This is a genomic window from Candidatus Pelagibacter sp. (assembly GCF_052049775.1).
GTDB lineage: Bacteria > Pseudomonadota > Alphaproteobacteria > Pelagibacterales > Pelagibacteraceae > Pelagibacter.
On the sequence record NZ_JBNGZH010000020.1, the window covers coordinates 1 to 22,770 of the forward strand.

Sequence of the window (22,770 nt, forward strand, 5' to 3'; positions counted from 1 at the left end):
GTATAAACAGATGGTAAATGAAGAAAAAAAAATTTTTAAATTTATAGAAAAAACTTCCATTTTAAATTGAAAAAAAATTTTATATTTGAGACTTTATTAATAATTTTTTTAGGAAGCTTAACTTCCTTAAGTCTACCTCCTTATAATTTTTTTTTTTTAAATTTTTTTACATTTAGTATTTTTTTTACTTTTTTATTTAAGAGTTTTAAACATGGAATAAAAAAATTCTTTTATTATGGATGGTTGTTTGGTTTTAGTTATTTTTTGTCCAGTTTGTATTGGTTAACTATATCTTTAAGTTTTGATCAAAGTTTTAATTTTTTAATACCTATATCTTTAATTGTCATCCCAGCATTTTTAGGTTTATTTTATGCATTATGTGTTGCTATTTTTTATCTATACAAACCGAAAAATATATTAAGTGCTTTTTTCCTATACTCTCTTTTATTTGGATTAATAGAGTTTATTAGAGGAACAATTTTAACTGGATTCCCATGGAACTTGGTAATTTATAGTTTTTCTGAAATTAATAGTTTCTTGAGCATTTTATCAATAATAGGAACTTATTCATTAAATCTTATAGTAGTAAGTTTTTTTACAGCTCCTGCCCTTTTCATATTAAGAAAATCTAAAAAAGAAGTGGTTGTGTGTATCTTTTTATCGTTATTGCCTATTACTTTTTATGTATACGGGGAAATGTTAAAAAAAAATTTTTATAACAGTAAAGAAAAAGAACTTCCTTTTGCAGTTAGAGCAATTGGAACAAATATAAGTTTAGATAGATACTATAAAAATATTAATGCAGAGACTGTGATTAACGAGTTAATTTCAATAAGTACGCCCATTAAAGAAAAAAAGATTTTTTTTGTATGGCCAGAAGGAATAATACCCAACACCTATGAAGATCAATTAGATTTATACAAAGATATATTTGTAAAACATTTTAATGATAATCACTTAATCGGTTTAGGAATAACAGGCAGAAAAAATATGAATAATGATTACAGTTATTATAATTCATTTTCAATATTTGATAGTCAATTAGATTTAATTGATAATTATAATAAGATTAATCTTGTACCGTTTGGTGAATTTGTTCCTTTAGAAAATGTTCTTAATAAATTTGGTTTGAAAACAATTACAAACAAAATTGGGTCATTTAACAAAGGTGATAAGAGAGAAATTATCCAGCTCAAAAATGATAACAAAAAACTTAATTTTTTGCCACTAATTTGCTATGAAATTATTTATAGTGGAAATTTAACTAAAAATTTTGACTTTGATTTTATATTAAATATTTCAGAAGATGGATGGTTTGGTAAATCTATTGGACCTAAACAACATTTCATACATAGTAAATTTAGAGCAATTGAAAATGGAAAATATGTTATCAGATCATCAAATAATGGGATGGCAGCAATAATAAATCCATTAGGTTTTATAGAGAATAAAATAGATTATGGAGTTTCAGGTTATATTGATTTAGAAATTATAAAAGAATTAAAACCAACATTGTTTTCTAAATATGGAAATAAAATATTTTTCCTATTAATTTTGTTGTATATTATACTAACTTTTTCATTTAATAGGATCAAAAATGAGTAATTTAAAAAATTTTCTGTTTACAAGCGAGTCCGTGTCAGAGGGACACCCAGATAAGGTGTCGGATAGGATATCTGATATGGTAGTGGACACTTATTTGTCTAACGATCCATATTCGAGAGTAGCATGTGAAACGCTTACAACTACAAATAAAGTTGTATTAGCTGGTGAGGTCAGGGGACCAGAAATTAAAAAAGACGATTTAATCAATAAGGTAAGAGAGTGCATTAAAGATATTGGATATGATCAAGAAGGTTTTACTTGGAAAGAAGCTACGAAAATAGAAAGCCATCTTCATTCACAATCAAGCGATATTGCTATGGGTGTAGACTCTTCTGGAAATAAAGATGAAGGAGCAGGAGATCAAGGTATTATGTTTGGTTATGCCTGTAATGAAACTGATGTTTTAATGCCAGCACCAATTCATTTTTCTCACAAAATTTTAAGGTTAATGGCAGAGGATAGAAAATCAGGTAGATTAAAAAATATTGAACCAGACTCTAAAAGCCAGGTAACTTTTGAATACGAAAATGGTAAACCAGCAAGAGTAAAATCAGTTGTAATATCTTCTCAGCATACTGCCAATGTTAACCAAGAACAGGTTAGAGAATTATTAAGACCATATTTGATAAATTCTATACCAAAAAGTTTCTTGGAAGGTTTTAATGAAGATGAATTCTATGTAAATCCAACTGGAAATTTTGTAATAGGAGGTCCTGATGGAGATTGTGGCTTAACAGGTAGAAAAATTATTGTAGATACTTATGGTGGTGCTGCTCCACATGGTGGGGGAGCTTTTTCTGGAAAAGATCCAACTAAAGTTGACAGGTCTGCAGCTTATGCAGCCAGATATATTGCTAAAAATGTTGTTGCATCAAAAATTGCCGACAAATGTTTGATTCAATTAGCTTATGCGATTGGTGTATCAAAACCATTATCTATTTATGTAAATCTTTTTGATAATGATTTAGACAAAAATAAATTTGTTGAAGATAAGATTAAAGAAAGTTTTGATCTTAGCCCAAGAGGAATAAGAGAGATGTTAGGGCTCAATAAACCTATATATGAAAAAACATCTGCATATGGGCATTTTGGAAGGAAGCCGGATAAAGAAGGCGCTTTTTCTTGGGAAAATACCAACAAATCTGACATTTTCTTAAAATAGTTTTTATTGAAAAATAAAAAAAAACTTTTATATATGCATTTACATTGTTGAATTATCAAAATGGGCTTTGGCCCATTTTTTTTTGGATAAAATTAAATTATGTTAAATAAAAGAGCTGATAAACTTGAACTATTAAGAATTGCAGAGGCAGTGGCTTTAGAAAAATCAATTGATAAAGAACTTATTATTAGTTCAATGGAAACTGGGATTGCTAAAGCAGCAAAATCTAAATTTGGTCAGGATAATGAGATTAAGGTAATGATTAATAGAGATAATGGTGATATTGAAATTTTTAGAAAATTGATTGTTACAGAAAATCCAGAAAATACAAATACTGAGATTAAATTAGAGGACGCAATTACATTAAACGAGACTAATAAAGACAAAGTGATCGGAGATGAAGTTTTACAACCACTTCCTTCATTTGATTTCGGAAGAATTGCTGCCCAAACAGCTAAACAAGTAATTAATTTTAATGTTAGAGAGGCAGAGCGAGAAAGACAATTTAATGATTTCATTGATAAAAAAGACTCGATATTAAGTGGAATAGTGAAAAGATTAGAGTTTGGTAATGTAATCGTAGACCTTGGGAGAACAGAAGCAATAATTCAAAAAAATGAAATTATACCAAGAGAGAATATAAAAGCTGGAGATAGAATAAAAGCTTATTGTTTTGATGTAAGACGTGAGCCTCGTGGTCAACAAATTTTTTTATCAAGAGCTCACCCAAAGTTTATGGAAAAACTTTTTGTTCAAGAAGTACCCGAAATTTATGATGGTCTGATTGAAATTAAATCATCTTCTAGAGATCCAGGAAGTAGAGCAAAAATTTGTGTTAAAGCAGTTGATACATCACTAGATCCAGTTGGAGCATGTGTGGGAATGAGAGGATCGAGAGTTCAGGCAGTTGTTAATGAATTACAAGGTGAAAAAATTGACATTGTAAATTGGTCTGAGGATCCCGCAATATTAGTATCTAATGCTTTATCTCCTGCTGAAGTGCAAAGAGTAAATGTAGATTTAGAAAGAAAAAAACTAGATGTGATACTTACAGAAGAAAATTTAAGTAAAGCTATCGGGAGAAGAGGACAAAATGTAAGGCTTGCTACAAAATTGTTGAATTTTGAGATAAATATCATGACAGATGCAGAGGATTCAGAGAGAAGACAATTAGAGTTTAAGGAGAAAACAGAAAATTTTGTGAAGAATTTAGAGTTAGATGAAACACTTGGACAGCTTCTTGTGGCTGAGGGTTATTCTACTATCGATGATATAAAAGATAGTTCAGCAGAAAATCTGTTAAAAATTGAAGGAATAGAAGAGGAAACTGCAAAAGCTCTCATAGAGAGAGCAAAAGAGTTTCATCAAAAAGATCAAGAAGATATTTCTCAGAGGATTAAGGAACTAGGCCTAGATGATGGACTAATAAATTTGAAGGGATTAACTCCTGGAATGCTGGTTACTTTAGGTGACCAAAAAATTCTTACGCTTCAAGATTTTGCAGATCTAGCATCAGATGAGTTAACTGGTGGATATGATGTGGTAAAAGGTGAAAGGGTAAAAATTCAAGGTTATTTAGAAGACTTTGCTTTATCTAAAGAAGAAGCAGATGGACTGATTATGTCTGCAAGAAATATTGTTTATAAAGATTGAGAGATGCGTAATGGAAAAAAAAACAAAATTAACAATATCAGGTGGCATAGCCAAAAAGTCTATTAAAAATATAGATAAAGCAAAAAATCTTGGAAAGAATTCTGTAATAATCGAAAAACAAACTGGTAAATTTACTAGTAAAGGTGGTTCATTTAAATCTAACCCATCAAAGATCAAAAATAATTTTACTAACAACAAAGGAACTTTTGGAAAACCAAATTACATTCCTAAATCACCGCTTCTAAAAAGTGATTTTGAAAGACGTAAATTAGCTGAGCAAAGAGCTACCAGAAGACTTAAAGAAGAAAATGAAAATAAAAATAAAAAGTCTTCAAAATCTGGGATCAAAAAAAGAGAATTAAAATTAACAGTTTCTCGAGCTTTAAGTGATCAAATTGAAGCGAGAGAAAGAAGCTTAGCATCTGTAAAAAGAGCAAGACAAAAAGAAAATAGAAGTTTAACTAAAGAAGAAGTTCAAGAAAGTTTAAAGCCTGTCAAAAGAGATGTAAATATTCCAGAGGTTATCACTGTAAGAGAACTTGCAAATAGAATGGCAGAACAATCTAGTAATATTATTAAACATATGTTTGGAATGGGAGTTACTGTAACAATTAATCAAAACTTAGCAGCTGATACCGCGGAGTACTTAGTTAAAGAATTTGGTCACAACCCTATTCGAGAAGAAAAGGCAGAGGAGATAATTCAAAAAATTAAAGCTTCAAGGACTGAAAACTTAAAAAATAGACCACCAATAATAACTGTTATGGGTCATGTAGATCATGGTAAAACTTCAGTTCTAGACGTTTTAAGAAGTGCAAATGTGGTATCAGGAGAGTTTGGTGGAATAACTCAACATATCGGTGCTTATCAAATAGATAATCAATCAAATAAATTAACATTTATTGATACACCAGGCCATGCAGCTTTTACTGAAATGAGAGCAAGAGGATCAAAATTAACAGATATTGTTGTTCTAGTTGTTGCTGCAGATGATGGTGTTAAACCACAAACAATTGAGTCAATAAAGCATGCAAAGGCTGCTGATGTTCCAATAGTTGTAGCAATCAATAAATGTGATTTACCAGAAGCTGATCCACAAAAAATTAAGAATCAATTACTTGAACATGAGTTAATAGCTGAAGATTTATCAGGAGATACTTTGATGGTAGAAATATCAGCAAAAACTAAATCAAATTTAAATAAACTTATTGAAGCAATTATCCTTCAAGCTGAAATTCTAGATCTTAAAACTGATTTTGAATCAAAAGCCACAGGGGTTGTTTTAGAGTCGAAAATTGACATTGGAAGAGGTCCAGTTGCAACAATCATTGTTACTACTGGGACTTTAAAAAAAGGAGATTTTTTTGTAAGTGGTCTAAAATGGGGTAAAGTTCGAGCTATTATTAATGATAAGGGAAAAAATATTAATGAAGCGTCACCATCTACTCCGGTAGAAATACTTGGAATAAATGGTGCTGCAAAAGCTGGAGACGATTTTATAGTCTTAGATAACGAGAAAGAGGCTAAAACTTTAAGTGAAAATAGAGCTCAAGAAAATATAGATACTAAAAATCCTCTGACATTTGCCACTCAAGAATCTGCTTTTTCTAACAAGTCTACTGAAGAATTAAATCTTATAATCAAGTCTGATGTTCACGGATCCTCTGAGGCAATAAAAAATGCAATAAGTCAAATCAAGCATGATGAGGTAAAACCCAAAATAATTTTGGCTGATATTGGAATGGTAACTGAGACAGATGTGACTTTGGCAAAAGCTTCGAATGCAGTTTTGATAGCGTTTAATGTAAAGCCTAGCAAGGAAGCCAAAAAACTTGCTGAAAATGAAAAAATAAATATTTCATCATACAATATTATTTATGAAGTTTTAGACTTTGTAAAAAAAAGAATGTCTGGATTATTAACACCTGATTTGGAGGAAAAAGTAATTGGAACTGCACAAATTTTAGAAATTTTCAAAGTTTCAGGTGCTGGTAAAGTTGCTGGCTCTAAAGTAACTGAGGGCGAAATTAATAGCAATTCAGATGTAAGAGTTATTAGAGATGGGTCAATTGTTTTTACAGGAAAAGTTGGAAGTTTGTTTAGAGAAAAAAATCAAGTAAAACAGGTTAACAATGGTCAAGAGTGTGGAATTGCACTCAAAGATTACATGGATTTTAAAAAAAATGACACAATAGAAGCTTTTAGTGTTACATCTAAAGAGAGGACAATATAATGGCAGATAGGATAGGAAAACCAATTTCACAGAGACAATTAAGAGTGGGTGAAATGATCAAACAATCTTTAAGCATGATTTTTATAAGAAATGAGGCTAAAGTTCCGAATTTAGAAACAAATACTATAACGGTTACTGAAGTGAGAATGAGTCAAGATTTGAAAATAGCCAAAGCATATGTGCTACCTCTAGGAGGAAAAAATGCAGAAGAAACTGTTAATATTTTGAAAGAATACTCCTTTCTAATTAGAAAAATTTTATCTCGAAAAATAGTCATGAAATTTTTGCCAAAACTACTTTTTAGAAAAGATGAGTCCTTTGAGTATGCTGAAAAAATAGAGAATTTAATTAAACAAACAAATAAATAGGAAAAAGGAAGTATGAATAAAAAAGCTCAAGAGTTAGCAATGCATGAAAAAGATACTGGATCATCAGAAATCCAAATTGCTTTGTTAACAGAAAAAATTGAAACGCTTTCAAAACATATCAAACAATTCAAAAAAGATAAACATTCATCTGTTGGATTATTGAGAGCGGTCAATAGAAGAAAAAAATTGTTAGATTATCTTAAAAGAAATAAGATAGATTCTTACAAGAATGTCCTGTCGAAATTGAATTTGAGAAAATAAGAGTCAAGATAGATAGAACGGAATGGAACGAAACGAACGAAACGAAATGGAAATGAAATGTTTAAAGTATACAAGAAAGAAGTTGAAGTAGCAGGGAAGAAGATAAGTTTAGAAACAGGTAAAGTAGCAAGACAGGCAGACGGAGCAATTATCGCAACATGTGGTGAGACAGTAGTTTTAGCAACAGTCGTTGGAGCAAAAAAAGTGAATCCAGACATGGATTACTTTCCATTATCTGTAAATTATCAGGAAAAATACTATGCAGCAGGAAAAATTCCTGGTGGATATTTTAAAAGAGAAGCAAGACCAACTGAAAGTGAAACATTAATCTCAAGATTAATTGATAGACCGATCAGACCATTGTTTCCTGATGAATTTAAAAATGAAGTCCAGTTGTTACCAACTGTAATTTCCTATGATAAAGAAAATGAAGCAGACATTTTATCAATTATTGCATCCTCTGCAGCTTTAGCTATATCAGGAATGCCATTCATGGGCCCTGTCGGAGCTTCTAGAGTTGGATATATCGACGGCAAATATATTTTGAATCCGTCAAAAACTGAACTTGAAAAATCAAAATTAGATTTGGTTGTTGCTGGTACAAAAGATGCTGTGCTTATGGTCGAGTCTGAGGCGAGCGGGTTAACAGAGGAAGAGATGTTAAATGCAGTAAAATTTGGTCATGAAGGATTTGTTCCAGTCATTAAAATGATAGAGGAACTGGTTGAGGAATGTAGAAAACCTGAGTGGACTGTTGAAAAGAAAGATTTATCTGATGTGAGGAAAAAACTAGAGGAAACATTCACAGAAGATCTTAAAAAAGCATTTGCGACAAGAGATAAACAAGACAGATCAAATCAAATTTCGGAAATTACAGATAAAGCAAAAAAACTTTATGAGGAAGACGAAAACTATACTGATCTTGATGTAAATTCTGAACTAAAAAATCTTGAAAAAACAATTGTCAGAACAGATATATTAAAAAATAAAAATAGAATTGATGGTAGGGGTTTGTCTGATGTAAGGCCAATCTCATGTGAGGTTGGTGTTTTGCCTAGAACACATGGCTCTGCTTTGTTTACCAGAGGCGAAACGCAAGCAATCGTAACTGCCACTTTAGGCACATCTGATGATGAACAAAGAATTGAGAGCTTAGATGGATTACAAAGAGAAAGATTTATGCTTCATTATAATTTTCCACCTTTTTCTGTTGGTGAGACAGGTAGAATAGGAACTGGTAGAAGAGAAATAGGTCATGGTAAATTAGCATGGAGAGCAATTCATTCTTCATTACCTTCAAAAGAGTCATTTCCTTATACTTTTAGAGTAGTATCAGAAATTACAGAGTCCAATGGTTCTTCATCAATGGCTACTGTTTGTGGAACATCACTTGCATTAATGGATGCAGGAGTGCCAATAAAAGAACCAGTTGCAGGTATAGCAATGGGTCTAATTAAAGAAGATGATGACTTTAGCGTGTTATCAGATATTTTGGGTGATGAGGATCACCTAGGTGATATGGATTTTAAAGTTGCTGGAACAAAAGAAGGAATTACTTCACTACAAATGGATATAAAAATTACTGGCATTACTTTTGAAATTATGGAGCAAGCATTAAGTCAAGCTAAAGATGGGAGAGTCCATATTTTAGGAGAAATGAATAAAGCATTATCAGCATCAAGATCCGATGTTGGAAAACATACTCCAAAAATGGAAAAAATTAATGTTGATAAGAAAGACATCGCTGCCGTTATTGGAAAAGGTGGTGCAACAATTAGGGAGATTGTTGAAAAATCAGGTGCTAAAGTAGATGTTAATGATGAAGGAGTCGTGACTGTTGCTGCTCCAGATGAAGAGTCTAGAAATATTGCAATGCAAATGATTAAAGACATCACCGCTAAAGCTGAACTAAATAAAATTTATTCAGGTAAAGTTATGAAAATTATGGAGTTTGGTGCATTTGTTAATTTTTTAGGAAAACAAGATGGTCTTGTTCATATTTCAGAACTTGCAGATAAAAGAGTAGCTAAAGTTACTGATGTAGTGAAAGAAGGTGACGAAGTAAAAGTTAAAGTTATCGGTTTCGACAGAGGGAAAGTAAAACTCTCTATGAAGCAAGCAGCTGAATGATAAGCTAATAGTAGGTATACCAGTAACTTTATGAATATCTGATATTCAATAAAATTTAATGGAAATAAATTTTAAAGGTCTAAGTTTTGTAGTTGATCATAACGATTACCAGGAATTTTGGGATAATCTTAACAATTGGGAAAATAAAGATTTAGACTTTGTAATAGAAAAAGCTGAAAAAGGTAAAATTTTTATAGATATCGGAGCATGGATTGGCCCTTACACTTTAGTTGCAGCTAAACTTGGTATGAGGGTATTTGCATTCGAACCTGATAAAATAGCATTTGAAGTATTAAAAAAAAACATACAACTAAATGAGTTTAAATATAAGCCAGAAATATACAATTTTGGATTGTCAAAAAAAGAGACCATTGCTTATCTTTATTCAAATACAAACGAATTTGGAAAATCTGAGAGTAGTATTATTAATTACAAGAATAAACAAAATTCTAAAAAATCTAAAATAAACCTAAAAAAATTTTTAAAGGAAATAATCAAGATTCAGATAAATAATTCAGGTTCTAAAATTCAAATTTTAAAAGTAGATATTGAGGGAGGCGAATTTCTTTTTGAAAAAGATATTTATGATTTTGTAAAATTAAATAAATTGTATTGTATCCTCTCATATCATCATATGGTTTTTAATAGAAATAAAATCAAAAAAAATTTTTTAAAAATGAGAACTTTGTTTTATCAACTTATGGTTCAAAAAATTTATCCAACAAAAAATAAATTCAAAATAGCTTCTATTTTTAGAGGTTAAGTTTTTTTAAGAAATATTTTTTGGGTCTGGCATTCCAACTTTGTTGTAACCGGCGTCTACATAGTGAATTTCACCAGTAACACCATTTGCAAGGTCACTTAAAAGATATAATGCTGAATTTCCAACATCATGGATATCTACATTTCTCTTAAGGAAAGAATGGTCTTCATTCCATTTATATAAAAATTTTGCATCACCGATTGCAGATGCAGCTAATGTTTTGATTGGGCCTGCACTTATTGCATTTACTCTCATGCCTTGAGCACCCAAATCTCTAGCTAAGTATTTAACACTAGATTCTAAAGCTGATTTACAAACTCCCATTACATTATAATTTGGAATCGCTTTAGTAGACTCATAAGTTAATGTGAGTAAACTTCCACCTTTTTTCATTACTTTAGAAGCTTCCTTTGCTACTTCCGTAAATGAAAAGCATGATATTAACATACTCCTCAAAAAATTTTCTCTGGTTGTATTTAAATATTCACCTGATAATTCTGATTTGTCTGAAAAAGCAACTGCATGCACTACAAAATCAATTTCTCCCCACTGGGACTTAATATCTTCAAATAATTTTACTATTTCATCTTTATTTTCAACATCACAACTAAATGTGACATTTGAATTTAATTTTTCTGCTAGAGGAATTACTCTTTTTTTTAATGCATCACCTAAATATGTAAATGCTAGTTCTGCTCCAGCTTCTGAAAGTTTTTGAGAAATACCCCAGGCAATAGATCTTTCATTGGCAACACCCATGATCAATCCCCTTTTACCTTTCATTAAACTCATAAATCAAACCTTTTCAAAAATTAAAGCAGCATTAGTTCCACCAAAACCAAAGCTATTTGACATTACTGTATTTAAAACTGCACCTGTTTCAGTTTTTGATATGATAGGAAACTTTTTAGCATCATCATCCATATCTGTAATATTTGCTGAACCTGTAATGAAATTGTTTTTCATCATTATTAGACAATAAATAGCTTCATGTACTGAAGCAGCACCCAAAGGATGACCCGATAAAGATTTTGTCGAACTTATTTTTGGAATTTTATCTCCAAAAGTTTCTTTAATAGCATTAAGCTCGGTTATGTCTCCAACAGGAGTAGATGTTCCGTGAGTATTAATGTAATCAATCTTATTTTTAGCATTTGTCATCGCCAATTTCATACATCTAACAGCACCTTCACCTGATGGTGCTACCATATCGTATCCATCCGAAGTTGCACCATAACCAGTTAATTCTGCGTATATTTTAGCCCCTCTTGCTTTAGCATGTTCGTATTCTTCAAGTACTAAGACACCTGCACCTCCAGCGATTACAAATCCATCTCTAGTTTTATCATAAGCTCTAGATGCAGATTGTGGAGTATCATTATATTTTGATGATAAAGCTGTCATAGCATCAAACATTGCTGTCATCGCCCAATGAATCTCTTCACTACCACCCGCAAAAACAATATCTTGTTTACCCATTTGAATTAATTCCATAGAATTTCCTATGCAGTGTCCACTAGTTGCACATGCAGAACTCATTGTATAATTAGTTCCTTTGATTTTAAATGGAACTGCTAGAGTAGCAGATGCAGTACTAGCCATCGTTCTTGGAACTATAAAAGGACCCATTAATTTTGGGGTTTTTGCTCTTGTTTTGTCAGCTGCTAAAATAACGTTCTCAATTGAAGGCCCTCCTGAACCCATAACTATACCAGTACTAAAGTTGCTTACTTCTTTTTCCTCAAGACCAGAATCTTTGATTGCCTCTTTCATCGCAATATAGTTATAAGCTGAGCCTGAACCCATAAATCTTATTGTTTTTCTATCTATATGATCTTCAAGTTTGATGTTTGGCTTGCCATGCACGTGACTTTTTAAATTATGCTCTTTATATTCCTCGGCAAATGAGATTCCTGATTTTGAATTTAATAAAGATTGATGAACTTCTTCTTGATTATTGCCTAAACAAGAGACTACTCCTAAACCAGTTATTACAACTCTTCTCATTATTTGAATAACCCCACTTTTAAATTATCTGCTGAATAAATTTTTTTTTCATCTGCTAATAATATCCCATTAGCCAAACCAACTGTTGTGCCACCAGGAGACATAATTTTTTTCATATCGATTTCATATTTGACTAATTTCACATTTTGTAAAACTTCTCCTGTAAATTTTACTGTACCAACGCCCAAGGCTCTGCCTTTTCCTGGATTTCCAATCCAGCCTAAATAAAATCCTACGAGTTGCCACATAGCATCAAGACCAAGACATCCAGGCATCACAGGATCTTCTTTGAAATGACAATCAAAAAACCATAGGTCTTTCTTTATATCTAATTCAGCCTTTAAAGAGCCTTTTTTAAAAGCACCATCCTTGTCATTAATTTCTGTAATTCTATCAAACATTAACATTGGTGGAAGCGGTAATTTTGCATTTCCAGGACCAAAAAGACCTCCGTTTCCGCAACTTATAAGCTCTTCATAAGAATAGGAGTTTTTTTTCATAAAATAGATCACCTTAATACTTGATTTTAAACCATTATAATATACATAAAGTTTAGAATTATTATAATTAACAATGTTAAAAAATAGCGAATTTGTTAGCAAATTAAGAAATTCTGGTCTAAGACCCACTAAACAAAGACTTAAAATTTGTGAAGTCTTATTTAATAGAGACAAAACATTTCACTTTACAATTAATGATTTAGCAAAAAACATTTCAGAAAATTTTAATGAAAAAATATCTTTAGCTACAATTTATAACACAGTTCATGCTTTCAAAGATAAAGGATATTTAAAAGAAATTACAATTAGTAGCGATAAAAGTTATTTTGATACAAATATTACTAAGCATCATCATTTTTATGATGAGGACACAAATTTACTTATAGATTGTAATGATAACGAAATTGGAAAAGTTAATATCAAAAACAATATTACTGGAAAAAAAATTAGTTCTGTGGAAGTTTTGGTAAGAGTTGCGAGTGATACTCAAAATCAGAATTAAAAAACCTTTCTTTCAAAATTTATATTATAATCGTTCTAAACTGTTGACATTTAGTTTAGAACTATTATAAATTAATAATTCAAATAACCATGGGGGAAATACAAAAGTTATGAGTACTGAAAATTTCAAAAACAAGTCTTTTAAAGCCAATCAAATGAGCAAATGTCCTTTTACGGGTGCAGGGACACCAGCAAAGTTTTCTGCAGGAAGAGGTCAGACAGTAAGAGACTTTTGGCCAAATAGCTTGAATCTAAAAATTCTTAGTCAGCACTCAAACTTATCTAATCCCATGGATAAAAAATTTAATTATGCAAAAGAATTTAAAAAACTAAATTACAAAGCATTAAAAAGAGATTTAAAAAAATTAATGACAGACTCTCAAGAGTGGTGGCCAGCAGATTATGGTCATTATGGCCCATTATTTATCCGATTAGCTTGGCATGCCGCAGGAACTTACAGAACTGGTGATGGTAGAGGTGGAGCAGGAACGGGCAATCAAAGATTTGCGCCACTTAATTCTTGGCCAGATAACGTAAACTTAGATAAAGCTAGATTACTTTTATGGCCTATTAAAAAGAAATATGGAAGAAAAATTTCTTGGGCAGATTTATTTATACTTGTTGGAAACGTAGCTTTAGATTCAATGGGTTTTAAAACTTTTGGTTTTGGAGCTGGAAGAACTGACATTTGGGAACCAGAAGATGATATTTATTGGGGCTCAGAGAAAGAAATGTTAGGCGTGGAAAGATATAGTGGAAAGAGAGATTTAGAGCAGCCATTAGGAGCTTCACATATGGGTTTAATCTATGTAAATCCCCAAGGTCCTGATGCTAATCCAGATCCAAAATTAGCAGCACATGATATTAGAGAGACATTTGGTAGAATGGCTATGAATGACTATGAGACAGCAGCATTAGTTGCTGGAGGGCATACGTTTGGAAAATCCCATGGTGCAGCATCTGAGTCATTCAAAGGGCCAGATCCTGAGGCTTCAAGACTTCAAGACCAGTCAACTGGATGGAATAGTGGATATAAATCTGGAAAAGGTGTTGATACAATAAGTAGTGGTATTGAGGGCGCTTGGACTCAAAATCCAATTCAATGGGACATGGGTTATTTGGATTGTTTATATGGACATGAGTGGGAGCTTACGAAAAGTCCCGCCGGTGCTCATCAATGGACTCCGAAGAAAAATGGACAACAGATTAAAATGGTTCCCGATGCACATCAAAAAGGTGTGCTTCATCCACCTATGATGCAAACAACCGACATATCGATGAAAGTTGATCCTAGTTATGGACCTATAACCAAACATTTTCACCAAAATCCAAAAGAATTTCACGATGCTTTTGCGAGAGCATGGTTTAAATTAACTCACAGAGATATGGGACCAAGAGTTTGCTATCTCGGTAGCGAGGTTCCAAAAGAACAACTAATTTGGCAGGATCCAATTGATAAGCCTAAATACAAACTTAAATCAAAGGATGTTAAAGATTTAAAAAGTAAAATCTCTAAATCAAAAATATCAATTTCAGATTTAGTTTCTACTGCATGGGCTTCAGCATCTACGTTCAGAGGCTCTGATAAAAGAGGTGGTGCTAATGGTGCAAGAATAATGTTGGAACCACAAAAAAATTGGAAAGTGAATAATCCAAAAAGATTATTAACTGTAATTAAAGCTTTAGAAAAAATTAAAAGCAAATTTGATAGCAAAAAGAAAAGTGTTTCAATGGCAGACTTAATTGTACTAGCTGGTGGTGTTGGTATCGAAATGGCTGCAAAAAAAGCTGGCTATAAAGTTCAAGTCCCATTTTCAGCAGGAAGAGGAGATGCAAGACAAGATCAGACCGATATTAACTCATTTGGTCTTTTAGAACCACAAGCAGATGGTTTTAGAAATTATCTAAATGGTGGAGCTTCAAATGTTTCTGCAGAGGAAAAACTGGTTGATAAGGCTCAATTGATGGGTTTAACAGCTCCAGAAATGACTGCACTTGTAGGTGGAATGAGAGTATTAAATACAAACTTTGACGGCTCGAAACATGGTGTTTTTACTAACAGACCTGGTTCTCTTACTAACGATTATTTCATAAATCTTTTAGACATGAACACGACTTGGAAAGAGGAAGATAAATCTGAACAAACATTTATTGGTAAAGATAGAAAAACTCAAAAAACTAAATGGAAGGCGACAAGAGTTGATTTAATTTTTGGTTCAAATTCTCAACTAAGAGCTCTAGCGGAAGTTTATGCATGTGAAGATTCGGGTGATAAATTTGTTAAAGATTTTATCTCGGCATGGGTAAAAGTAATGAATTCTGATCGATTTGATTTGAAATTAAACTAATTCTATAAAACAGGACAAAAAAATATGGGAACAGCAAACTTTGAGGACTTCTACGAAGTTCCTAATCTTAATTTTGATATATCAAAGTTGAGAAATGATTTGGATAAAGTTTTAAAAGCTAAAAAGTTTAACTCACCAGGGGTTACCCACTTTGGAGCGATACCATTAAATCAAATCCCAAATGACAGAAGTTCTATCGAAGGAAATAATATTAGAGGAAAATATTGGACAATTGCAGATGAAACTGGAAAAGAAGTTTCTAGAGATGTTGATATTGATGAGTCAAAATATACTCAATTAGTTCCTGAATTTGAAAATACTTATTTTAAAGAAGTTTATGAGACTTTAAGTAAAAGGTTTAAACTAGGTAGAGTTAGATTATTATTAAAAGAGCCAAGATCTACATTAAGCTGGCATAAAGATCCTGAATGCAGACTGCATGTTCCCATTATAACTAATAAAGGCTGTTCAATGGTAATTGAAAATGTAGCAAAACATCTTCCAGCTGATGGTAAGGTATGGATAACAAATAATACGAAATATCATAATTTTTTTAATGGTGGAGAACAGGCTAGAGTGCACCTAGTTGCTTGTGTGCTTGATAGTCCGTTTAAAAAATAATGGAATTAACAACTGGCATATTCAAAGCTGCTGGTCAGATTTACACAAATAATAGAGGTTCAATTTTAAGAACCATTATTTATACAATAGGTCATTTTGCTATAGCTATAACTGTTTTAATGTTTGTTGCTGATGTCAGCTTTATGATAGCACTAACAGACGCAATAGTAGAACCAATAGCTAATTCTATATGGTATTTTATTTTAGATAAGTGGTGGGCAAGTAAATCAAAAAACTCTTAATCTAATACACCCCAAATATTGTCTGTCTTTATCCAACCTTCAAAATCATCCGTATTTATTTTGCACCAAATTCCATTGCATTTTTGAACTATTAGAACTCTTCCACTTTTAATTTTAGCCAATGGTTTAGAGAAATTTGTCGGATTTTTGAATAAAATTTTGTCTTTTGTGGGAATGATTGAATTTATTTTTTTTAATTGAGACCAATGTATCCATCCGCTGTTGTTTTTAAAATCAATTACTCTTCGCCAGTTCTCTTTTTTATCAATTTGCTTTAGAGGCAAATTCACTTTTTTATAAATAAACTTTATAGGAGATTCAAAACTCGGTCCATACCTTACATTCACTTTACTTTTCTTTAAAGACACGAAAGTTTCTTGAGCATAACTTAATGAGGTAAAAGATAATAAAAATAAAATTATAAGAAAAAGTTTAAATTTTTTTTTTAACATCTTTTAACTTTTTAAATTTAATCTTTCTAAAATTCAGATTTAATAGATCTATAACCAAAACTTGACCATTCAAATTTTTACCGATAGATAAAATTTTTTTTAAAATTTCATTCGCTTGCATAATTCCTATTATACCAGCTACTGTCCCCAAGATGCCTTCATATTCACAATTTAATATATCGTCTGAAATCTCATATTCTTGATAAAAAGATCTTATACAAGGTGTTTTTTTATTTTTAAAATCAAAACTAAAAATATGACCATCAAATTTACTTATTGCTCCAGTTACAAGAAATTTTTTATATTTTCTTGAAACATCATTCATTAAAAACTTTGTTTCAAAATTATCTGATCCATCAATTATGTAATCATAATTTTTTATAATTTTTTGATAATTTTTAATATTTAATCTTATTTTATACGCGTTTACTTTTATTTTTGAGTTTATCTTTTTTAATTTTTTTTGAGCAGATTTTACTTTGCATTTTTTTAAGTCCTCGATGCTGTAAAGACTTTGTCTGTGAATATTTGATAAATTAACAATATCAGGGTCGACAATGCCCAAAACACCTACACCTGCTCTTGCTAAAAACTCAGCCGCAGGACAACCTAAACCTCCCATTCCAATAATTAAAACTTTAGCTCCAATAATTTTTTTTTGACCTAAGCTTCCAATATTTTTTAAAACTATTTGTCTTGAAAATCTCTCTATTTGATTTTTATCTAAATTGATACTCATTTGCCTGTTGAACCAAATCCACCTTTACCTCTGATAGACTTAGGTAAATCATTTTTTTCTTCTAATTCCATCTTGACCACAGGTGCTAATATCATTTGAGCAATTCTATCACCATTATTAATTGAAAAATTTTCATTACCATGATTATAGATGATAACCTTTATTTCTCCTCTATAATCACTATCAATTGTTCCTGGAGTGTTTAACACACTAATATTATTTTTGGCTGCTAAACCTGATCTTGGTCTTATTTGAATCTCGAAATCTTCTGGGAAAGCAACAGATAATCCTGTGGGAATTAAAACAGATGTTTTAGGTTTTAAATTAATGGGTTCTTTTATAAATGCGATTAAGTCTACACCTGATGCGCCACTGGTTTTATATTCGGGTAATTGTACAGCTGGGTCAAGTTTTTTGATTAGAACTTTAACCATTAATTTATTTGAGCAACTATTCTATCTGCAATTTCCTCTGAAATCTCTGACTTCTTTTTTAATGAAAGTTTCTCTTTTTTCATTTTTTCATTTTTATAGAAAATTGTAACTTCATTATTTTCATTATCAAAACCACTTTCATCTTTTGAGACGTCGTTAGCTATTATCCAGTCACAATTTTTGTCTTTTAATTTTTGCACAGCATTTTTCTCTAAACTTGTTGTTTCAGCAGCAAAACCTATAACCATTTTTGGTCTCATAGAGTTATGATTAGAAACATAGTTCAAAATATCGATATTCCTTTCTAAGTTTAATGTTAAATTATCAACTTTTTTAATCTTTTCTTTATGTTCATAACTAGTTTTGAAATCAGCAACAGCAGCAGCAAATACAGCTATATCAGTCGGAAGATTTTTTTGAGTGGCCCTAAACATTTCTTCAGCAGTCTCAACTTTGATTAATTTAATATTTTCATCTATTTTTAGGTTTGTAGGTCCAGATATTAAAGTGGTATCAAAACCTCTTTTGTAGAGCGATCTTGCTATCTCGTAACCCTGTTTACCGCTAGATTTATTTGTAATAAATCTTACAGGATCTATATATTCATTAGTAGGACCCGCAGTTACTAGGGCTTTGAGTTTATTATTTTTAATTTTACTAAATAAAAAATTTTGAATTTCTTCATAAATAACTAAAGGTTCAGACATTTTACCCTCACCATATTCACCACAAGCCATATCACCTATTTCAGGCCCAATAATTTTGTAGCCAAAACCTTTCAATGTTTTAAGATTATTTTGTGTAGACTGATGTTCCCACATTCTAACATTCATTGCTGGAGCTAAAAAAACTTGTTTATTTGAAGCTAGGATAACTGTGGATGCTAAGTCGTCTGAGTTACCCTGGCTTAATTTGGAAATGGTGTTGGCAGTTGCTGGAGCGACGATGATTACATCGGCCCATCTTGATAAAGAAATATGGTCCATTTCTGTCTCATTTTCTATGCTAAATAAATCATCATAAACTTTACCTTGAGATAAAGAGGCTACAGATAGTGGGGTTACAAACTCCTTTGCACTTTTAGTTAGTATTGTTTTTATTTCAGCATTATTCTTTCTAAACATTCTTATCGTCTCAAGACTTTTGTAAGCAGAAATTCCACCACATATTATAAAAAGAACTTTTTTGTTTGATAAATCTTTCATCGACTGAATTAAAATATTAAAAGACCAAAAATTACAAGGATTAATAAACCAATAATAGATTGGTTTCTAAAAGCAGTCATTTCTGATTTTTGAGTGTTTAAGGCCGTATAGGAATTTGAGTTTTGTGGGATTTGTCCACTAGCAAGATAAGTAAGAGCTTGATTAGCTTTATCCATAATTTCAGGAAATTCTGGTAATCTTTTTATTACTTCAGATGTATTTTGAAGTGTCTCATTTAGTTTTGTCATTGGATCTTTTGTTTCTTTTAGCCAACTTTCAAGAACTGGTTTTGAAGTGGTCCAAATATTTGTGTTTGGATTTAATTTTCTAGCTACACCTTCAACAACAACCATAGTTTTCTGTAACATAAGAAGCTGAGGTTGAGTTTGCATGTTAAATTTTTCTGTGACATCAAATAGTTGCTTTAATAATTTTCCTCCAGAAATATCTTTAACTGCTTGACCAAAAATTGGTTCACCTATGGATCTTAGGGCTTGAGCTAAATCATCTATTGGAACTTCTTTTGGCACAAGACCTGCAATCAAATGTACTTCAGCAACTTTACGATAATCTCTTTGAATAAAACCAAATAAAATTTCAGCTAAAAATCTTTTACTCATTTTATCTAATCTACCCATAATTCCAAAATCAATCGGAACAATTTGACCATCATTATCTATGAAAATATTGCCTTGGTGCATATCTGCATGAAAAAAACCATCTCTTACAGCATGCCTTAAAAAATTTTGAATAATATCCTCTGCAATTTTTTCAGTATTTAATTCTTTATTTTTTAGTTCTTCTGTTTCTCTAATAGATATTCCATCCACCCAATCTAGGGTCATTACATTTTCGCTTGTATAATTCCAATAAATTTGAGGAACTCTAAATCCAACATCATTCTTTGTATTTTCAGCATATTCATTTGCAGCAGCTGCTTCAAATCTTAAATCCATTTCTAGATTTGTGATTTCTTTTAATAAAAATACTACTTCTACCAGCTTGAGTCTTTTTGTCTTTTTAATAAATGATTCTATTAAGAAAGCAAAAAGCATTATTGCATCAATTTCCTCATTAAATATTTTTTTTATGTTTGGTCTTAGAATTTTAATTGCAACGTCCTTAAGAACTCCATTGTCATTTATTTGAGCTTTGTGGACTTGAGCAATTGAAGCAGCTGCAACTGGTTCACTTAAATTTATTATAGAGTCGTAACTTTCATTACCTAGATCATCTTTAATTATTTCTTTAGCCTGTAACAGAGAAAATGGTGGCAGTTTATCTTGAAGGTTTTCAAGTTTTTTGGAAAGTTCTTCACCAATTATATCAGGTCTGGTTGCTAAAAATTGGCCAAGTTTAATAAAAGTCGTTCCCATTGACTCTAAAGAGTCAGACAATCTCTCTCCCTCGTCTTTATTTGCATCCATTTGTTTTTTCGGTGAAAAGGAAAATGATAATATCTTAAATAAAATCTTTATAGCTAAAGGTGGTTCCTTAAATTTTGATACAATATTTAAAATATCAGAACAAGCTACTTTTCTTCCAAGTTTAAAGAGAATAATTAATTTTTTTATCATCAAAATTTCCATCCACTGTGAATAGAAACTATTCCACCTGATAAATTTCTATAAGTACATTTTTTAAAATTGTTTTTAACCATTGCATCAATTAATTCCTCCTGGTTTAAAAAATCTTCAATACTTTTAATTAGATATTCATACGGCTGTTTTTCACCAACAACAAACTTGCCAATAGAAGGTATTAGCTTAGAGTAATTTTTATAAAGGGTTTCTAAATTTGTATTCTGAATTTTTGAAAAATCTAAGCATAAAAAACGACCCCCTGGTTTTAAAACTCTATAAGCTTCAGAAAGAGCCTTATCTATATTGGCAGTGTTTCTTAAACCAAAGCTTATAGTGTAAAAGTCGAATAAATTATCAGATAAAGGAATTTTTTCGGCTGGAGATATAATCCAATTTATATTTTTAAACTTAGATAACTTTTCTTTCCCTTTACTTATCATCCCTTTATTTGGATCGACACATGCAATACGAGATAATTTATTTACATGTTTAACAAATAGTTTAGCTATGTCTCCAGTACCACAGGCAACATCAATTAAATTTTGATTACTGGATGGATTCATCATATTTAATAGACTTTTTTTCCACAATCGATGAATCCCTAATGACATAAAATCATTCATTAGATCATAACGATCGTACACTTGATTAAACACATTTTGGACTAATCCTTTTTTATTTTGTAGATATTGTTGCATAATTCAAAAATATATAATCAATATAGTATTAAATGCCAGAATTACCAGAAGTAGAAATTGTACGTCAATCTTTAGACAAAAAGATTAAACAAAAAAAGGTCAAAAAAGTAATAGTTAGAAATAGAAATTTAAGAACTAAAATCCCACTTAATTTTCCAAGATTCCTCGAGGGCAAAAAAATAATCAAAGTAAAAAGATTTTCAAAATATCTGATTATTTGTCTGTCAAATCAAAGTTATTGTCTTTTACATCTGGGTATGTCAGGAACTATTCATCTAATTTATAATCGAAAAAAAAGTTTGGTGACTAATACTAGTTTTTATAGCTCACCTACATTACCTAAAAAACATAATCACGTAGAAATAGTTTTTGATGATCTTAAAATTGTATATAACGATCCAAGAAGATTTGGTTTTTTTGAAATAGTGGTTAATGAACATTTTTTGGATAAAAGACTCTCTAAACTTGGACCAGAACCTTTTCAATCAGAATTTAACTTAAGTTATATTTATTCTTTTTTAAAAGGAAAAACAAAAAATATAAAAAACTTTCTATTAGATCAAAATTTTGTATCAGGGATAGGAAATATTTATGCAAGTGAAATTTTATTTTTATGTAAAATTAAACCTGATAAAAAAGTATCTTTATTAAATAAAGAAGATTGTAAAAAAATAATATTTAATTCTAAAAAGGTTTTGATTAATGCTATCAAGAAGGGGGGATCAAGTATTAGAGATTTTAAAAACACATCAGGTAAATCAGGAAATTTCCAAAAGAATTTTAATGTTTATGAGAGAAAAGGACTTAATTGTAAGAGGTCTGGATGCAACGGAATTATTAAAAAAAAAATGATTTCCAATAGATCATCTTTTTTTTGTAATATCTGCCAAATATAATAATTATTTAATTGACCAAAATTCATTCTCAAGTTATACCCCTGCGCATATGGCTAACACAAAATCTGCAATCAAAAGAATTAGAAGAATTTCAAAACAAACAGCTGTTAATAAGGCTCGAAAAAGTAGATATAAAAATGCTTTGAAGAAAATGAATTCTTTAATTGAAGCTAAAAAGAAGTCAGAGGCTTTAAAGTTCTTACCTAAGTTGAATTCTGAGTTGATGAAAATAGCTAAAACAGGCATCGTAAAGAAACAAAACGCTTCTAGAAACGTTTCAAGGTTTACCAAAAAAATAGCATCAATCTAGATTAATAACACTTCAGGTTGTTAATTGTAATACAACTTTTAAATCTACAAAATCTGTGA

Annotated in this window: 23 protein-coding genes; 14 read left to right on the plus strand and 9 right to left on the minus strand. The window is 30.9% G+C overall.

Annotated elements, in window-relative coordinates; all coding sequences use genetic code 11:
• The first annotated feature begins 66 nt into the window (after positions 1-66).
• The 8 genes from lnt to ACTT83_RS03630 all read left to right on the plus strand — a co-directional run bounded on the left by lnt (position 67) and on the right by ACTT83_RS03630 (position 10,175).
• Entirely contained in the window at positions 67-1,605 is a 1,539-nt protein-coding gene (lnt, locus tag ACTT83_RS03595) for an apolipoprotein N-acyltransferase (protein WP_440918775.1), read from the plus strand.
• On the plus strand, positions 1,598-2,767 hold the full coding sequence (gene metK / locus ACTT83_RS03600; RefSeq protein WP_440918776.1) for a methionine adenosyltransferase: 1,170 nt from the start codon (positions 1,598-1,600) through the stop codon (positions 2,765-2,767). The genes lnt and metK overlap by 8 nt, the downstream gene beginning before the upstream one ends.
• 99 nt (positions 2,768-2,866) lie before the next feature.
• The gene (gene nusA, locus ACTT83_RS03605) at positions 2,867-4,420 is read left to right on the plus strand and encodes a transcription termination factor NusA (RefSeq protein WP_440918777.1); all 1,554 of its coding nucleotides are present in this window, start codon (positions 2,867-2,869) and stop codon (positions 4,418-4,420) included.
• Between the two features lie 10 nt (positions 4,421-4,430).
• On the plus strand, positions 4,431-6,653 hold the full coding sequence (infB, locus tag ACTT83_RS03610; protein ID WP_440918778.1) for a translation initiation factor IF-2: 2,223 nt from the start codon (positions 4,431-4,433) through the stop codon (positions 6,651-6,653).
• Complete coding sequence (gene rbfA, locus ACTT83_RS03615; protein WP_440918779.1) at positions 6,653-7,021, plus strand: 30S ribosome-binding factor RbfA; 369 nt, start codon at positions 6,653-6,655, stop codon at positions 7,019-7,021. Before infB ends, rbfA begins: the two co-directional genes overlap by 1 nt.
• A 12-nt stretch (positions 7,022-7,033) precedes the next feature.
• Positions 7,034-7,282, plus strand: coding sequence for a 30S ribosomal protein S15 (gene rpsO / locus ACTT83_RS03620; RefSeq protein ID WP_440918780.1), 249 nt, complete (start codon positions 7,034-7,036; stop codon positions 7,280-7,282).
• Between the two features lie 57 nt (positions 7,283-7,339).
• Complete coding sequence (gene pnp, locus ACTT83_RS03625; protein WP_440918781.1) at positions 7,340-9,412, plus strand: polyribonucleotide nucleotidyltransferase; 2,073 nt, start codon at positions 7,340-7,342, stop codon at positions 9,410-9,412.
• Between the two features lie 58 nt (positions 9,413-9,470).
• Positions 9,471-10,175, plus strand: coding sequence for an FkbM family methyltransferase (locus ACTT83_RS03630; RefSeq protein WP_440918782.1), 705 nt, complete (start codon positions 9,471-9,473; stop codon positions 10,173-10,175).
• Between the two features lie 6 nt (positions 10,176-10,181).
• On the opposite strand, the gene ACTT83_RS03635 is transcribed toward ACTT83_RS03630, so the two are convergent.
• From ACTT83_RS03635 to fabA, 3 genes are read right to left on the minus strand one after another with little or no spacing between them, the layout of a single operon-like run.
• The gene (locus tag ACTT83_RS03635) at positions 10,182-10,967 is read right to left on the minus strand and encodes an enoyl-ACP reductase FabI (protein ID WP_440918783.1); all 786 of its coding nucleotides are present in this window, start codon (positions 10,965-10,967) and stop codon (positions 10,182-10,184) included.
• A 3-nt stretch (positions 10,968-10,970) separates the two neighbouring features.
• Complete coding sequence (fabB, locus tag ACTT83_RS03640) at positions 10,971-12,182, minus strand: beta-ketoacyl-ACP synthase I (RefSeq protein ID WP_440918784.1); 1,212 nt, start codon at positions 12,180-12,182, stop codon at positions 10,971-10,973.
• Positions 12,182-12,682, minus strand: a complete 501-nt coding sequence (gene fabA, locus ACTT83_RS03645) for a bifunctional 3-hydroxydecanoyl-ACP dehydratase/trans-2-decenoyl-ACP isomerase (RefSeq protein WP_440916855.1) — start codon at positions 12,680-12,682, stop codon at positions 12,182-12,184. The genes fabB and fabA overlap by 1 nt, the downstream gene beginning before the upstream one ends.
• A 73-nt stretch (positions 12,683-12,755) precedes the next feature.
• On the opposite strand from fabA, the gene ACTT83_RS03650 reads away from it, so the two are divergent.
• From ACTT83_RS03650 to ACTT83_RS03665, 4 genes are all read left to right on the plus strand, one after another.
• Entirely contained in the window at positions 12,756-13,184 is a 429-nt protein-coding gene (locus tag ACTT83_RS03650) for a Fur family transcriptional regulator (RefSeq protein ID WP_440918785.1), read from the plus strand.
• Between the two features lie 109 nt (positions 13,185-13,293).
• Positions 13,294-15,531 carry a catalase/peroxidase HPI gene (gene katG / locus ACTT83_RS03655; protein WP_440918786.1) on the plus strand — a complete coding sequence of 746 codons (2,238 nt, stop codon included), beginning with the start codon at positions 13,294-13,296 and terminating at the stop codon, positions 15,529-15,531.
• 24 nt (positions 15,532-15,555) lie between these two features.
• A complete protein-coding gene (locus ACTT83_RS03660; RefSeq protein ID WP_440918787.1) occupies positions 15,556-16,152 on the plus strand; it encodes an aspartyl/asparaginyl beta-hydroxylase domain-containing protein in 597 nt (198 codons plus the stop codon).
• Positions 16,152-16,394, plus strand: coding sequence for a DUF2061 domain-containing protein (locus tag ACTT83_RS03665; protein WP_440916859.1), 243 nt, complete (start codon positions 16,152-16,154; stop codon positions 16,392-16,394). Before ACTT83_RS03660 ends, ACTT83_RS03665 begins: the two co-directional genes overlap by 1 nt.
• Here ACTT83_RS03665 and ACTT83_RS03670 read toward each other — a convergent pair.
• Genes ACTT83_RS03670 through ubiE form a run of 6 tightly spaced genes read right to left on the minus strand, consistent with a single transcriptional unit; the run spans position 16,391 to position 21,505 of the window.
• Positions 16,391-16,846 (minus strand): SH3 domain-containing protein, encoded by a 456-nt coding sequence (locus ACTT83_RS03670; protein ID WP_440918788.1) that lies wholly within the window; start codon positions 16,844-16,846, stop codon positions 16,391-16,393. The two genes, ACTT83_RS03665 and ACTT83_RS03670, sit on opposite strands and share 4 nt — an antisense overlap.
• Positions 16,827-17,585, minus strand: coding sequence for a HesA/MoeB/ThiF family protein (locus tag ACTT83_RS03675; protein WP_440918789.1), 759 nt, complete (start codon positions 17,583-17,585; stop codon positions 16,827-16,829). Before ACTT83_RS03675 ends, ACTT83_RS03670 begins: the two co-directional genes overlap by 20 nt.
• Entirely contained in the window at positions 17,582-18,019 is a 438-nt protein-coding gene (dut, locus tag ACTT83_RS03680; RefSeq protein WP_440918790.1) for a dUTP diphosphatase, read from the minus strand. The genes ACTT83_RS03675 and dut overlap by 4 nt, the downstream gene beginning before the upstream one ends.
• On the minus strand, positions 18,019-19,224 hold the full coding sequence (gene coaBC, locus ACTT83_RS03685) for a bifunctional phosphopantothenoylcysteine decarboxylase/phosphopantothenate--cysteine ligase CoaBC (protein ID WP_440918791.1): 1,206 nt from the start codon (positions 19,222-19,224) through the stop codon (positions 18,019-18,021). Before coaBC ends, dut begins: the two co-directional genes overlap by 1 nt.
• A gap of 8 nt (positions 19,225-19,232) precedes the next feature.
• Positions 19,233-20,801: a 2-polyprenylphenol 6-hydroxylase gene (gene ubiB / locus ACTT83_RS03690; RefSeq protein WP_440918792.1), complete on the minus strand. Its 1,569-nt coding sequence runs from the start codon at positions 20,799-20,801 to the stop codon at positions 19,233-19,235.
• Positions 20,801-21,505, minus strand: coding sequence for a bifunctional demethylmenaquinone methyltransferase/2-methoxy-6-polyprenyl-1,4-benzoquinol methylase UbiE (gene ubiE / locus ACTT83_RS03695; protein WP_440918793.1), 705 nt, complete (start codon positions 21,503-21,505; stop codon positions 20,801-20,803). The genes ubiB and ubiE overlap by 1 nt, the downstream gene beginning before the upstream one ends.
• Before the next feature lie 32 nt (positions 21,506-21,537).
• On the opposite strand from ubiE, the gene mutM reads away from it, so the two are divergent.
• Together mutM and rpsT are read left to right on the plus strand one after the other, a co-directional pair.
• On the plus strand, positions 21,538-22,401 hold the full coding sequence (gene mutM, locus ACTT83_RS03700; protein ID WP_440918794.1) for a bifunctional DNA-formamidopyrimidine glycosylase/DNA-(apurinic or apyrimidinic site) lyase: 864 nt from the start codon (positions 21,538-21,540) through the stop codon (positions 22,399-22,401).
• Between the two features lie 49 nt (positions 22,402-22,450).
• Positions 22,451-22,711: a 30S ribosomal protein S20 gene (gene rpsT, locus ACTT83_RS03705; RefSeq protein WP_440916867.1), complete on the plus strand. Its 261-nt coding sequence runs from the start codon at positions 22,451-22,453 to the stop codon at positions 22,709-22,711.
• Positions 22,712-22,770 lie beyond the last annotated feature (59 nt).